Annotated in this window: 10 protein-coding genes; all 10 read left to right on the top strand. The window is 36.7% G+C overall.

The genetic code is table 11. From position 1 onward, the window contains the following. Positions 1-33: 33 nt before the first annotated feature. Positions 34-300 (top strand): hypothetical protein, encoded by a 267-nt coding sequence (locus tag HMPREF0367_RS05085; protein ID WP_035401831.1) that lies wholly within the window; start codon positions 34-36, stop codon positions 298-300. Continuing rightward, positions 293-1,015: a hypothetical protein gene (locus HMPREF0367_RS05090; protein WP_035401834.1), complete on the top strand. Its 723-nt coding sequence runs from the start codon at positions 293-295 to the stop codon at positions 1,013-1,015. The genes HMPREF0367_RS05085 and HMPREF0367_RS05090 overlap by 8 nt, the downstream gene beginning before the upstream one ends. Continuing rightward, positions 1,008-1,727, top strand: a complete 720-nt coding sequence (locus tag HMPREF0367_RS10030; RefSeq protein ID WP_051335183.1) for a hypothetical protein — start codon at positions 1,008-1,010, stop codon at positions 1,725-1,727. The genes HMPREF0367_RS05090 and HMPREF0367_RS10030 overlap by 8 nt, the downstream gene beginning before the upstream one ends. After that, positions 1,724-2,080 (top strand): LPD28 domain-containing protein, encoded by a 357-nt coding sequence (locus tag HMPREF0367_RS05100; protein WP_035401836.1) that lies wholly within the window; start codon positions 1,724-1,726, stop codon positions 2,078-2,080. Before HMPREF0367_RS10030 ends, HMPREF0367_RS05100 begins: the two co-directional genes overlap by 4 nt. 170 nt (positions 2,081-2,250) lie before the next feature. Next, positions 2,251-3,588 carry an ATP-binding protein gene (locus HMPREF0367_RS05105; RefSeq protein WP_211237379.1) on the top strand — a complete coding sequence of 446 codons (1,338 nt, stop codon included), beginning with the start codon at positions 2,251-2,253 and terminating at the stop codon, positions 3,586-3,588. An 81-nt stretch (positions 3,589-3,669) separates the two neighbouring features. Beyond that, complete coding sequence (locus HMPREF0367_RS10035) at positions 3,670-10,770, top strand: DEAD/DEAH box helicase family protein (RefSeq protein WP_051335184.1); 7,101 nt, start codon at positions 3,670-3,672, stop codon at positions 10,768-10,770. Beyond that, the gene (locus tag HMPREF0367_RS05115; protein ID WP_001129922.1) at positions 10,751-11,125 is read left to right on the top strand and encodes a TnpV protein; all 375 of its coding nucleotides are present in this window, start codon (positions 10,751-10,753) and stop codon (positions 11,123-11,125) included. Before HMPREF0367_RS10035 ends, HMPREF0367_RS05115 begins: the two co-directional genes overlap by 20 nt. Positions 11,126-11,491: 366 nt before the next feature. Next, the gene (gene tet(O) / locus HMPREF0367_RS05120) at positions 11,492-13,411 is read left to right on the top strand and encodes a tetracycline resistance ribosomal protection protein Tet(O) (protein ID WP_035401840.1); all 1,920 of its coding nucleotides are present in this window, start codon (positions 11,492-11,494) and stop codon (positions 13,409-13,411) included. Between the two features lie 54 nt (positions 13,412-13,465). After that, a complete protein-coding gene (locus HMPREF0367_RS10240) occupies positions 13,466-13,636 on the top strand; it encodes a cysteine-rich KTR domain-containing protein (RefSeq protein WP_004614788.1) in 171 nt (56 codons plus the stop codon). A 487-nt stretch (positions 13,637-14,123) separates the two neighbouring features. Beyond that, positions 14,124-14,371, top strand: a 248-nt coding sequence (locus tag HMPREF0367_RS10255) for a hypothetical protein (RefSeq protein WP_428829650.1), incomplete at its 3' end; no start/stop codon positions are given.

A 14,371-nucleotide genomic window follows, 5' to 3' on the forward strand; every position in this document is an offset into this window, starting at 1 on the left:
TATCTTATCTTGCTTGATCATTAGCCTACGCATTTGGTTTCGCATCAAGGAAGTCAACAAACAAAAAAATCATTAAACAAAGGGAGAACACATCTCCCTTTTGTTCATGATAAAGATTTATTAGAAACGATTGCTTCAAATGAAGGTGTCTTTATTTCCGATCTGCCTAGAGATAAATTGCTACAGAAAAAAGCAGTTCTATTTATCCTAAATCATACCGATGAGTATGACAAAGATGAACAAATAGAGGCACTTGACTATTTATACATGAAAAAGAAAGAAGGAAAAAATGATGAATAAATTAATTAAAAAAAATATGTATCTATTAGCTAATAAAACTGTATATGAATCACGATTGTTTATCGATCCACAAATTAAATATATCTTCATGAAGAATGAAAGAAAGCCACAATTTGTTATCGGCATTCATGATCCTGTTGATGAAATTGAATGTATATTTAACTCTGTTACCGCTGATGAATCAATATCACTAGAAGACTTAACATACTCTCATCCAATTTTCTCTGAAGAAACAGGAGTCTGTGAAGAAGGCTATCTTCTTTCTTTGATGGACGAGAAATATGAACCGGTATTCATTGATATTCCAACTCATGCAAAATTATGGGATTTTATAGACTACTATATGGATATCTTAGATCCTAAAGAAGATATGATTATCAGATATCTTGAATTTAGTCGTTCTTCTGGAATTAATTCTATCCTATTATCTGAGTATTCTGATAGCATCATCAATAATTTATATGCCATTTATTTGAAAGATGAGAAAATGATACTTTCTTACAATAAATGCGATAATTATGTTTATTTAGATCATGATGAAAATGGATATATCATCGAATCATTAGAAAATCCCAAAGGAACAACATATAGAGATTTTAAATCTGCTTTTTATGATTTTTTATCAATTGTTTTGAACGATATAACCAGCACTCATACAATTCAAGAAGAGTTGAACGAAACGTTGATAAAGTTAGGTGAAAAGAAACATGAATAATCAAGTAAAAAAAGTCATTGATATAGCAAGACAATCGTTTCACGAACATGATGAGAAAGATATGAAAATAAACTACATCTTATCAAAAAAAGGAGATACCCTATCTCCTTTTTATCTTTGTATCGCTAGTTCAAAATTGGATCCAGATGAAATACGATGTATTACATTGAGCGAAGATAAGAATGTAGCCTATCAAAATGTCCCGGATTGGGATTTTAATATTGATGATTATCTTTTATCTGATCTAGAAGATGGCTATCAGATCGAATATATACCCCTTGAAGAACATTACAATATATGGTGTGCAGTCAAGGAATGGAAAGATGACATCCAACATCAAGACGGGCTGTATTCCTACTTAGATCATTGTAAGAAAAGTGGTATCACACCAGAAGTCATCTCCTTATTAGGGCTTGAAAATGTTGATATCATGAATCTATATCAAGAAAGAAACGGAAATTACAAGATAATTGGAGAAACTAAAGTTGGTGATAAATCTGTCGTGATTGCACATAATCCAAAAGCTCCTTCCCCATTTGTTACATGGAGGACAACACCTTCTCGCATAAAAGGATTTGATATCGGACATTACCATTCAAGATTTAAAGATGCCTATGAGGACTATAAAAAAAGATGTAATGAAATGATGGAGGATCATTTGAATATACAATACAGAAAAATCAAGCCGAAGAACAAGGAGCATGTTCGATGATAGATACCATCGAGACATTACACAAAGAGAAATTCGAACAATGGCTTCTCTTTGGTCAACACGTTCTATTTACCGATATAAGAATCAGCAATAGTATCATTCCTAAAAATATATACAAATATGAACTTCAAGAAGATGATTGCCATCCGTTCGAAACGATAATTATTGGTAAGCATATTACTGTAAATTTTGAAGGAACGATATTAAGCTATCAGCCAATTCCACTAGATAAGTATCATTACCGTTTGATCGATGAAGTAAAGGACATTGAATACTTGTCCTCTAAAGCAATCACCTTAAATCAATATACACATAAAATGGCAAAAAATATCTTTCCGACCAAAGCCAGATAGTCCGTTCCTAACCTATCAGATGTAAACAACAAAATTGATTTTGTGTTAAACATTGAAAATCATCCTCATAAAATGTGCATAAAACTTTATAAATAAGCTATTTTTTTGTGTTTTATGTTGTTCATCTCTTTAATTCTGTTTATACTAATAAGTAAAGGAGCGGATATACGATGATATATTTAAAACGAAAAGTAGATAGTTATTTGTTAAATTGGAAAACAAGCCCAAATAAGAAACCTTTGATCATTAAAGGCTCAAGACAAGTAGGTAAGACAGAATCTATCACTCGATTTGGTCATCAAAATTATAAGAGTGTTGTTTACATCAACTTTGTAGAAGAACCAAATTATAAGATGATAACTTCAGATGGATATAAAGCACAAGATATCATCAAAAACATATCCAGAATCGATCCATCTAAGCAATTTCTCGAGAACGAAACACTTATTATTTTTGATGAATTGCAAGATTTTCCGGAAATTGCTACATCTCTCAAATTTTTTCAAATAGACGGGCGTTTTGATGTAATATGCAGCGGTTCTCTTTTAGGCATTAACTATCAAAGAATAGAAAGCAATAGTGTTGGATATAAAACAGATTACGAAATGTTTTCTTTAGATTTTGAAGAATTTCTATGGGCCAAAGGATACGACGAATCAACCATTCAGGAAATGTTAGATCATATGATTCAATTAAAACCATTTAATGAAATTGAAATGTCCATCTATTCTTCACTCTTTTTAGATTTCTGTATCTTAGGAGGAATGCCAGCGGTTGTTCGAGAATATATCGAAAAAGGAACTTTTGAAGGCTCTATTGACATTCAAAAACAACTTGTTGCCGATTATAAAGAAGATATAAGAAAATATGCCGATGGCATGGATCAAACGCGAATCACAAATGTTTTTGACCATATTCCTGTGCAATTGGCAAAAGACAATAAAAAATTCCAAATCACGAAAGTTGCATCCAATGCTCGATTTAGAGATTATCGAGGGTGTATCGAATGGTTAAAGGATGCAGGTATCATTAACATTTGTTACTGCATGCAATTTCCTGAGCTTCCACTCAAAGGGAACTATGACGAGACCAAGTTTAAGATATATTTTGCAGATTCCGGTTTATTAGTTTCCATGCTAGACGATGAAGCGCAAGAAGATCTGAGAGTAAACAAAAACTTAGGTGTTTATAAAGGGGCGCTTTATGAAAATATAGTGGGCGAAGCCTTGGTTAAAGCAGGATATGACCTGTACTACTATAAAAAAGACAATTCAACTTTGGAACAAGATTTTTTTGTTCGAAACAAAAAGAATCTAATTCCAGTGGAAGTAAAAGCATCAAATGGAACTGCAAGATCTTTGCGTACATTGATCACGAGTGATCACTATCCTGATATTCAATTTGGTATCAAATTTATATCAGGCAATATTGGATTAGCCAATAACATATATACTTTCCCTTATTTCTGTGCTTTTCTTTTAAAGAAATATCTAACTAAAATAAGCTAAATGTAAAAATGAACCCAAAATATCACACGCAAGAGATTTCAAATATTTTGAAGTCTCTTTTTTGTCGAAAGGAGGAACACAGTGAACAACAAATATGAATACACCCATGAGTTATGGTCAAATCAAATAGAATCTATATCCAGCTCCCCTCAACATTGGATGTCGTTTCTAAAGACTTCTGCTTGGATGTATAAATTCTCTTTTGATGACCAACTGCTTATCTATGCACAACGACCTGATGCAAGAGCCTGTGCAAGTTATGAAACATGGAACGATAAGCTTCATCGTTGGATCAAACGAGGCTCAAAAGGAATTGCACTTCTTAATGAAAATGGAACACTTAGATATGTTTTCGATATTTCGGATACACGTAGCCCAGAAAATAAACCACTTCATTTATGGTCAGTTGACATGACAAACGAGGAAGAGTTCATAGAAATGATTGTTGATAAATATGGTCCATTTGAATCAACACTCGACTATGGCCAAGCTGTCATCTTGATGTCAAAGACCATCGTTGAAGATAATTATCAAGATTATTTCTCAAGTTTAAAGAAATTTAATCAAGAAAGCATTTTATCTGAACTTGAAGATCATGAAATCGAAGGCAAATTTAAAAACCTGCTAACGAATTCCATGGCTTATCAAATCCTTCACCGTAGTGGAGTGGATCCGGATAATTATTTTACCGAAGATGATTTCTACGCTATAAGAGATTTTGATACTTTGGATACGATATCTCAATTAGGTATCGCTTCTAGAGATCTCTGCGAAATAGGAATGACAGATATTTCTTTAAAATCAAGAGAAATCATGATTCGTACATTTGAAGAAAACAAAAAAACAAGGCAAAATAAGAGCGAAGAAAAAGAAAGGAGCGTTTCAGATGAAAACAATTCAATACAATCAAGTTGGGGATTTCCTATTTCCAGATCTGAAGCCGGAACAACCAGTGTTCAACAGTCATTACGCAAGGTTGAGATACAATTACCTCAAGACAAACCATCCAGGTTATCTGTTAGCCTTGAAGGCAAAGAACGAACTCAACAATCACTTAAAAGAAATCGATATACAAGCCAAGCAGAGAATGGATATCCTGATGAATCAATTATTACAGAATCAACCCGCTCCCAACAAAGAAACACATCAAATGGAATGGGTACAACACATGAACAATCTCAAACAACAGGCCGAGGAAATGATCCTCAACGAACTGATCTACAACTAGATTTAGGATTTGGTGGTGAAGAAAATACTTTACCACCTTTTGATTTATCCGATCTTCCTACATTGCTTAGAGAAGATGTTTCTTTACAGCACACAAAAGAAGAGATTCAACAATTCTTTAACGAACATGGTGATGATGAAGAACGCGCTATCTTTCTTGAATCCTGCTATGACGATACATTGGTACAAACGTTCAGAAAACCAGAGCGATATGACTTTTCCTATATAGGGTATAAGAAAAAGGATCATGGATTAGAAGTATGGTCAGGAAATTATCTTGATCAAAAATCGTTGTCTTATCTCACGTTCTTTGAACTACAAAACGAAGTATCAAAACTGATTGAAAGTGGTGAATATCTTATTCCTACTTACAATAAGATGTCTCCAATTCAAAAAGCTTTCTACAACAAGACGATGAACAGAAATGTCGATTATTATCTGTTTGCCTATCATCCACAGTTCTTAAAGAGTTCATCAGAGATTATTTCTTACCTTAAATCAGAAACGGATAAGGATAAAAGAACCGAATTTATCAAGGAATTCTATCCGAAAGAGGTCATAGAGATTGTTGTCGATGGTATCACTTTAGGATTTAAGAAAGAAGATGACCATCTTCACATCTACATGGGACATTATGATGACCAAGCAGCTTCTACAAATTATTCATGGAGCGTTGTAGATGGAGAAATTGAAGGCATGATCCTATCACGTTATTTTGATCCAAGTGTTCAGATTCCATCCTCATTGGAACAACAAAATGCTATCTATGAAAATGAAGAACAACTCAACAACGGAATTTTCTTTTCGCAAGAAGAAATTGATCACATCCTAACAAGAGGCAGTGGATTTGACCAAGGAAAGATGCGAATCTACCAACAAATGCTTCGTCATGAATCAAATGATAAAAATGCAGAGTTTCTCAAACATGAATATGGAATTGGTGGATCTCATCCAGCTTTTGGACTTATCGATATGAATTATGATGCTAAAGGCATCGAATTATCTCGTTCAAGACAGATCGGAGAAATGGAAATCTCAGTCACGCTTAACTGGAAGAAAGTCGCAAAACGAATCAATGAACTTGTTCAGTTAGACCGTTATCTTTCACCAAAAGAAAAAGAATACTACCCTACTTTTTTGCAGGAACAGATAAATCATGAACTGGAATACGAACGACAACAGCTTGCTGATTCAATAAATATGGACACCGTGCAAGAAACAGATATAGAGGATAAAATAGAAACCATCAAGGAATACAGATGGAAAATCGGTGATACTGTCTATAAAGGTGTTGATGAATATACCATTCTTGAAGATGGACAAGATATAGCCATTCAAAATAAGAATTTTCCTTTATTCATTGATTACATGAGCCGACAGGAATTCATATCCCTTTTAAAAGAAAATCCATTAAACGACAATCTTCTGGTCGAAATAGAAGCACCTGCGGATACCGTTCAAGAAACTATTATAAGTGAAGATAAACAAGAACGATTATATGAACGTTTCAAGGACATTGCTCCTAGTCTTATCAATGGAACAAGTCCTTATCTATCTTATGAAATAGGAAACGATAGAGATCATACTTTTGTTATCGCTTTTGATCAGGAAACAAATATCATCGATATGTACCATGTTTATGAGATCGAAGGTCGTGAGGTCATGGATCCACACATGCAATTTGAATTTGATATTGAAAACAATGAAATCGTTCCTTTCTATTTCAACAATCCGATCGTTGGTCTAGAATATGATCTGCATAATGGTACGGACCCAGAATTTGAAACGGAACTATATGATTATGCGATCCAATGGCTAGGAAATATCAAACAAAAAGGATATTATATTGAGTCTGAACAGATATACAAAGATGAAACAAAGATTGGTGTTTATTTCTACGATTATGACGAGGATCACAACATCATCTATACTAACAATCCTTCTATTTCACAAGAACAACAAGATGAAACTCCCCTACCTCTAGAGAAGATCAATTATCAAATCTTAGATGAGCATCTTGGTGCAGGGACTCCGAAAGAAAGATATCGAAACAATATAGCAGCCATCAGGTTGCTTTTTTCTTTGGAAGAAGAAGGAAGACTGGCAACGAAGGAAGAACAGGATATCCTTGCGAAATACGTTGGCTGGGGTGGTCTATCCGATGCCTTTGACGAATCAAAATCCAACTGGTCTAATGAATATCATGAACTAAAGAGCTTATTAAGCGAAGAAGAATACAATGCTGCTAGAGAATCGACTCTAACAGCCTTCTATACACCACCTGTCGTCATAGAAAGCATCTATTCCATCATCGAACGATTCGGATTTCATCATGGAAATATCCTAGAACCAGCTTGTGGTACTGGAAACTTCTTAGGAAAGCTTCCTGCTTCTATGGAATCCTCTAAACTATATGGAATTGAACTGGATTCCATTACGGGACGAATCGCAAAACAGCTTTACCAAAAAGCAAATATTGCTGTCGAAGGCTATGAAAAGACTTCTTTGCCTGATAGTTTCTTTGACATTGCGATCGGTAACGTTCCATTTGGACAATTTAAAGTATCGGACAAACGATATGATCGTTTGAACTTCAATATTCATGATTATTTCTTTGCAAAGACCATCGACAAGATTCGTCCTGGTGGTTTGATCCTTTTTGTCACTTCGAAATATACGATGGATAAAGCCAATTCATCGGTCCGTAAATATATCAATGAACGTTGTGAATTACTAGGAGCAATCCGTCTTCCCAATGATACCTTCAGTGAAAGTGCCAATACCAAAGCTGTCAGTGATATCCTGATTCTAAAAAAGCGAGAAAGACAAATGGTCAATGACGCTCCTTGGCTTTATACACAGACCGACGAAAATGGACGAATATACAACACCTACTTTCACGAACATCCTGAGATGGTGCTTGGTCATTTTGAAATGGCAAAATCCATGTATGGTCGTGATGATCTAACTGTCATCCCATTTGAAGATATTCCACTCAAACAATCATTGGAAGAAGCAATCACGCACATCCATGGGCAAATTGATGAAATGGTCTTAGATGAATCCGTGATTGATGAACCAGAGGATACCATCGTTACGATACCTGCTGATCCAATGGTCAGAAACTTCAGTTACACGATGGTTGATGGAGATATCTACTTTAGAGAAAACAGTATCATGAGCAAGATCGAACTATCACAGACCGCTAAAAATCGAGTCATTGGGATGATAGAAATACGAGACTGTGTACGTGAACTGATTGAATACCAAAAAGATGACTATGATGAAAAGATCATCCTAGAACAGCAACAAAAGCTAAACGATCTTTATGATACCTTTACAGAAAAGTACGGATTGATCAACTCACGTGGAAATAGTTTAGCTTTTAGAGAAGACAGTGCCTACTATCTGCTTTGTTCCTTAGAGAACATCAATGAAGATGGAACATTAAGATCGAAAGCAGACATGTTTACAAAAAGAACGATCCGTAAACATGTCGTCGTTGAAAAAGCAGAAACTTCTAACGAAGCCTTGATGTTATCTCTTTCGGAGAAAGGACAAATCGATTTTGATTATATGTATCAGTTAACGGGTTTTGATAAAGAGAAGATGATCCATGATCTTAAAGGTGTCATCTATAAACTCCCTCACATCGATGATGAAGAGGATGTTTATGTGACTGCGGATGAATACCTAAGTGGCAATGTCCGTGAGAAATTAAAGATAGCTTCACTTTCTGCTGAGATCGATCCAAGCTATAAGGAAAATGTAGAAGCTTTAAAACAAGCCATGCCACAAGATCTAACTGCTTCAGAAATTGAAGTTCGCATCGGTGCCACATGGATAGAACCGGAAATCTATCATGATTTTCTTGTTGAAATCCTTTCCCCTTCCCCATTTATCCAGGAAAGGATTCAGGTGTCTTATTCTTCCGTAACGGCCGAATGGAACATATCCAACAAGAACTGGGATCGAGGAAATGCTAAAGCCGAAAAAACCTATGGAACACATAGAGCCAATGCGTATCGATTGATCGAAGACTGTTTGAATCTAAAAGCAACCAAGATTTTTGATTATGAATATGATGAAGATGGTAAAAAAGTGGCTGTTCTAAACAAAAAAGAAACGACGATTGCCCAACAAAAGCAAGATTCAATCAAAGAAGCTTTTGCGAACTGGATATGGAAAGATTTTGATCGTAGAGAACATCTTGTTAAGAGATACAATGAGCTATTCAATTCTATACGTCCTCGCGAATATAATGGAGATCATCTTGATTTTCCGAATATGAACAGCGAGATTTCATTACGAAAGCATCAAAAAGATGCGATTGCCCACATCTTATATGGTGGAAACACCTTGCTTGCACACGTGGTGGGTGCAGGCAAGACTTTCGAAATGACAGCGGCTTGTATGGAATTGAAACGTCTAGGAATGGCACAAAAATCCATGTTTGTCGTACCAAATCATTTAATCGAACAATGGGGTTCTGAATTTTTGCAACTATATCCAAGTGCCAATATCCTGGTCGCAAGAAAGCAGGACTTTGAGAAAAGCAAACGAAAGACCTTCTGTTCTCGCATTGCTACTGGCGAATGGGATGCCGTCATCATTGGACACAGTCAATTTGAAAAGATCCCTGTTTCTGTTGAAAGACAACGTAAACTTATCGAAGACCAGATTGAAAGCATTACACTCGGTATTCAGGAATTACGTAGAAACAATGGCGAAGGATATTCGATCAAACAAATGGAAAAGACCAAAAAAGGACTGAAAAAACGTTTAGAAAAGCTCAATAGTGATGAGAGAAAAGACGATGTCATTTCCTTTGAAGAACTTGGAGTTGATCGTTTATTTGTCGATGAGAGTCATAACTACAAAAACTTATTCCTGTATACAAAGATGAGAAATGTAGCTGGACTATCACAGACCGAAGCACAAAAATCATCGGATATGTTCATGAAATGCCAATATCTTGATGAAATAACTGGTGGTAAAGGCGTCGTGTTTGCAACAGGAACACCAATCAGCAATTCCATGACCGAGATGTATACGATACAACGATACCTTCAATATGGAACATTGAAGCAACATGGATTGGAGCATTTTGATAGCTGGGCTTCTACATTTGGTGAAACGGTCAGTGCAATCGAACTAGCTCCTGAAGGAACTGGATATCGTATGAAGACAAGATTTGCTCGTTTCTTCAATCTTCCAGAACTAATATCCATGTTCAAAGAAGTTGCCGATATCAAGACCGCTGACATGTTGAATCTTCCTACACCAAATGCTCATTATCACAATGTCGCTGTCAAACCAAGCGAAGAACAAAAAGAAATCGTAGCCGAACTTGCCCAACGTGCACAAAAGGTACGTGATGGTAATGTCGACCCAACCGAAGATAACATGTTAAAAATCACCAATGATGGAAGAAAACTAGCATTAGATCAGCGTCTTGTCGATCCTTCCCTCGATGATTATCCACATGGAAAAGTCAATGCTTGTATCGATAATGTCTTGCGCATCTATGAAGAAACAAAAGATAAAAAATCAACGCAGCTTATCTTTTGTGATATGTCCACCCCATCCAAAACATCCAAAGCCTTTCTTGAACAAATCGAACAAAATGAATCGGTTCCGTTCATGAATGTTTACGATGATATCTTTCAAAAACTAATCAATAAAGGAGTTCCTTCGAGCGAGATTGCTTACATTCACGATGCGGCAACCGATGCAAAAAAGAAGGAACTTTTTTCTAAGGTTCGTGAAGGAAAGGTACGAATTCTTTTAGGTTCGACACAGAAGATGGGAGCAGGAACCAATGTACAAGACCTACTGATTGCTTCTCATGACCTAGATTGTCCATGGCGTCCTAGTGATGTAGGACGGATTTTGCGGACATTCAAAATAAAAAAGAATGTGGAGGTAACAGACAATGGCAAAATCATTATTTGAGGAACTGGGCGGCAAATACGAAAGGCAAGGGGATTATTTGATACCGTGCTTAACTGTACCCGCCGAAGAAGAACAGGCAATAGGCATCTGGGGGCAACGGCATTTAGATTATCTAAAACAGTACCGTAAAGTTACATACACCAATCTTCTTACAAGCGGCAGGCTAAACGCCTACCTTGCCGACATCAACAGACAGGCACAGGAACGCTTTGAAAGGCTCATAGAGGGTATGAAACAGGCACAGGGCATAACGGAACAGCTAAAGGCAGAAAACGCCTTAGAATGGACAGGATGCCTCAATAACATAAGGGCTTGTGCGAGGGAGATTGTGGAAAAGGAAATTATTTTTGCATAAACAGATGATTAGTGGCAGGGGGAAATCCTGCCGCTTTTTCTGCTTTAGTTTGTCAGCTTGACAAATAAAGGGTTAAGGAATATAATTAGATTCAGTATTATACAAGGAGTTAATAAATATGCGGCAAGGTATTCTTAAATAAACTGTCAATTTGATAGTGGGAACAAAAAGTAGCAGTCCCGTTTCACTTTTAATATGGGGCTTAGTTTTTTGTACCCAGTTTAAGAATACTTTTATCATGTAATTTTATATGCCCGAAAACATATAAGTGTTTTGGGGCTATTGGAGTTATTTACCCAGTGATAGGAGTATTTATCACTGGGTATTTTTATGCCCTTTTTTGGGTGTTGATAGGAGGAAAATCACATGAAAATAATTAACATAGGCATTCTGGCTCACGTTGACGCAGGAAAGACAACATTAACGGAAAGTTTATTGTATACCAGTGGTGCAATTGCAGAACTAGGGAGCGTAGATGAAGGCACAACAAGGACAGATACAATGAATTTGGAGCGTCAAAGGGGAATCACTATCCAGACAGCAGTGACATCTTTTCAGTGGGAGGATGTAAAAGTCAACATTATAGATACGCCAGGCCATATGGATTTTTTGGCGGAAGTATACCGTTCTTTATCCGTATTAGACGGAGCAGTATTATTAGTTTCTGCAAAGGATGGCATACAGGCACAGACCCGTATACTGTTTCATGCACTACAGATAATGAAGATTCCGACAATTTTTTTCATCAATAAAATTGACCAAGAGGGGATTGATTTGCCAATGGTATATCGGGAAATGAAAGCAAAGCTTTCTTCGGAAATTATAGTGAAGCAAAAGGTTGGGCAGCATCCCCATATAAATGTAACGGACAATGACGATATGGAACAGTGGGATGCGGTAATTATGGGAAACGATGAACTATTAGAGAAATATATGTCAGGGAAACCGTTTAAAATGTCAGAACTGGAACAGGAAGAAAACAGGAGATTCCAAAACGGAACGTTATTTCCCGTTTATCACGGAAGCGCTAAAAACAATCTGGGGATTCGGCAGCTTATAGAAGTAATTGCCAGTAAATTTTATTCATCAACGCCTGAAGGTCAATCTGAACTATGCGGGCAGGTTTTTAAGATTGAATATTCAGAGAAAAGGCGGCGTTTTGTTTATGTGCGTATATATAGCGGAACATTGCATTTGAGGGATGTTATTAGAATATCTGAAAAAGAGAAAATAAAAATCACAGAGATGTGGGTTCCGACAAACGGTGAATTATATTCATCCGATACAGCCTGCTCTGGTGATATTGTAATTTTACCAAATGATGTTTTGCAGCTAAACAGTATTTTGGGGAACGAAATACTGTTGCCGCAGAGAAAATTTATTGAAAATCCTCTCCCTATGCTCCAAACAACGATTGCAGTAAAGAAATCTGAACAGCGGGAAATATTGCTTGGGGCACTTACAGAAATTTCAGATTGCGACCCTCTTTTAAAATATTATGTGGATACTACAACGCATGAGATTATACTTTCTTTTTTGGGGAATGTGCAGATGGAAGTCATTTGTGCCATCCTTGAGGAAAAATATCATGTGGAGGCAGAAATAAAAGAGCCTACTGTTATATATATGGAAAGACCGCTTAGAAAAGCAGAATATACCATCCACATAGAAGTCCCGCCAAATCCTTTCTGGGCTTCTGTCGGGTTGTCCATAGAGCCGCTCCCTATTGGAAGCGGAGTGCAGTATGAAAGCAGAGTTTCACTTGGATATTTAAATCAATCGTTCCAAAATGCGGTTATGGAGGGGGTTCTTTATGGCTGCGAGCAGGGGCTGTATGGATGGAAAGTGACAGACTGTAAAATCTGTTTTGAATATGGATTGTATTATAGTCCTGTAAGTACCCCCGCAGACTTTCGGCTGCTTTCCCCTATCGTATTGGAGCAGGCTTTAAAAAAAGCAGGGACAGAACTATTAGAGCCATATCTCCACTTTGAAATTTATGCACCGCAGGAATATCTCTCACGGGCGTATCATGATGCTCCAAGGTATTGTGCAGATATTGTAAGTACTCAGATAAAGAATGACGAGGTCATTCTGAAAGGAGAAATCCCTGCTAGATGTATTCAAGAATACAGGAACGATTTAACTTATTTCACAAATGGGCAGGGAGTCTGCTTGACAGAGTTAAAAGGATACCAGCCAGCTATTGGTAAATTTATTTGCCAACCCCGCCGCCCGAATAGCCGTATAGATAAGGTTCGGCATATGTTCCACAAGTTAGCTTAACAGCTTGCAAAAGTCATATAAAATGAGATTTGAAAGGATTAGAGACTAATTATGATGAAATGCGAATGGATATTGTGTCCTGTTTGTGGGAGCAAAACCCGTAATAAAATTAGGAAGGACACTGTTTTGGAGAATTATCCCCTTTATTGTCCAAAATGCAGACAAGAAAGATTGATTAAAGTTGACAACTTGAAGATAACTGTCATCAAAGAGCCAGACGCTTAAGACGCAGAGCCGATGAAATTGTGGAACAATTCACGAATCATCGGCTCTTTTTGTTTCGTATTTGAAAGAACAAACTCACCAAATAAAAAAAACGATATTCGGGTGGGTTATTTTGTTATACCCTAAATTACCCTCTGAATTTGTTTTTAAATTTGGAGGGATTTTTTTATGTCCTTTTTTCGGGCAGTTATCTATCTGCTCATACGAAGCAAAATTTATCAATACATAGCATATCAGAGAACGGCAGGAAACCAGTTAAAAAAATTTCTGCCAGTGCAACGGTACTTCTCACCTTGAAAGTAGAAGTACAATCTCCATACAATAGAATTACTATTTCCTATAACCGTAAAGGTCACAGAGCCTTTGCGGTTTTTCTTTTGTCGATTTTTGTTGGAAAGTGCCGTAGGGCTGTTTCTGATATGCGGTGTCGTTCTCCGCCTCTCCATCTGGATTTTTTACATTTCAAAAATTCAGATGGGAGGTATTTATGGTGAAATATGCACCAAGAAAGGTATATATCAGAGAAAGTGGCGGCTATGTGGAATTATCCTACACGGAGTTCTGCCGTTGCAGGGAATCCGACCAGACCTATATGGACAAGCTGTTTATCCCCATTCAAGGCTGTCTGCTTGAAGTCGTGAGGGAGCAATACACAGACTTCTACCGTGACAAGGAACGGTGGCGTTATCTGCAAAAATTAGATACAAAGAATAGACTGCTATCTCTCGACGGATT

Origin of the sequence: Faecalitalea cylindroides ATCC 27803 (genome assembly GCF_000469305.1) — a bacterium.
Classification (GTDB): Bacteria; Bacillota_I; Bacilli_A; order Erysipelotrichales; family Erysipelotrichaceae; genus Faecalitalea; species Faecalitalea cylindroides.

What these genes read in the sequence shown, in the direction of transcription:
- HMPREF0367_RS05090 (WP_035401834.1), top strand. Translation starts at nt 293, where the DNA reads ATGAATAAATTAATTAAAAAAAATATGTATCTATTAGCTAATAAAACT.
- HMPREF0367_RS10030 (WP_051335183.1), top strand. Translation starts at nt 1,008, where the DNA reads ATGAATAATCAAGTAAAAAAAGTCATTGATATAGCAAGACAATCGTTT.
- HMPREF0367_RS10240 (WP_004614788.1), top strand. Translation starts at nt 13,466, where the DNA reads ATGAAATGCGAATGGATATTGTGTCCTGTTTGTGGGAGCAAAACCCGT.
- HMPREF0367_RS05105 (WP_211237379.1), top strand. Translation starts at nt 2,251, where the DNA reads ATGATATATTTAAAACGAAAAGTAGATAGTTATTTGTTAAATTGGAAA.
- HMPREF0367_RS05100 (WP_035401836.1), top strand. Translation starts at nt 1,724, where the DNA reads ATGATAGATACCATCGAGACATTACACAAAGAGAAATTCGAACAATGG.
- HMPREF0367_RS05115 (WP_001129922.1), top strand. Translation starts at nt 10,751, where the DNA reads ATGGCAAAATCATTATTTGAGGAACTGGGCGGCAAATACGAAAGGCAA.